The organism is Oleiphilus sp. HI0128 (assembly GCF_001635365.1).
The window spans coordinates 1-828 of record NZ_LWGG01000198.1 but is presented as its reverse complement, the minus strand read 5'-3'; the positions used below and the strand labels follow the sequence as shown (position 1 = coordinate 828).

2 protein-coding genes are annotated in these 828 nt (G+C 44.0%); one reads left to right on the top strand and one right to left on the bottom strand.

The features are described from left to right. On the top strand, window positions 1–405 hold a 405-nt coding region (locus A3763_RS02545), incomplete at its 5' end, for an ABC transporter substrate-binding protein (protein ID WP_156494845.1). Between the two features lie 5 nt (window positions 406–410). Here the strand turns inward: A3763_RS02545 and A3763_RS02540 are convergent. Continuing rightward, the coding region (locus A3763_RS02540; RefSeq protein ID WP_068759861.1) for a VOC family protein at window positions 411–828 on the bottom strand (418 nt) is incomplete at its 5' end.

Below are 828 nucleotides of genomic sequence, written 5' to 3'. Positions count from 1 at the left end.
TCTGATCAGAGCGAAGTGATTTCATATCAGAAATTGGATGATCTAAAAGGTTTAAAAATAGGAGTAAGAAAGGGGGCGAGTTTTGGTCATAATTTCGACAATGCTGCAGGGCTGAATAAAACCCCAATGGTAAACGCCTTAAGCATGTTAAAGATGCTGGCACTGGGGCGGATAGATATCGGCATTGGTGATCATTTGATTTTGAGTCGCTTGATGCAGAAAAATAAGATGCTTAACGAACAGCTTAAATTTGTAGAGCCCGCTTATACTGAGCGTGAGCTTCACATGGCGATTGTTAAGTCTTTAGCTGATCATCAGGCAATTGTCTCTGCATTTAATCATCACTTGCGAAAGATGAAGCAGCAGGGAAGAGTTAAAGAAATTATTAAGACCTACAGCCCTTAAACTCTTTACCACTCCCCCGTATTCGTCATTGATACCCAAGGCTCTTCAGGTGCAAGGTTATCGCCCTTTTGTAGAAGTTCGATTGATATGCCATCGGGTGAACGAATAAAGGCCATGTAGCCGTCTCTCGGAGGCCGGTTGATCGTTAATCCTTGTGACTGTAGTTTTTCACATAGCTCATAGATATTGTCGACAGAAAAAGCCAGGTGCCCGAAATTCCTACCGCCGGTGTAGTCTTCAGTGTCCCAATTGTATGTTAGTTCCAGGCAAGGGGCTTTGATAATTCTCGCTTCATCAGCATCGTCCGGTGCCGCAAGAAATACTAGTGTGAATCGGCCTTTCTCGCTGTCTTTGCGACTAATCTCAACGAGCCCTAGTTTATTGCAATAGAAGTCCAGAGAGGCTTCTAGGTCCTTGACACGA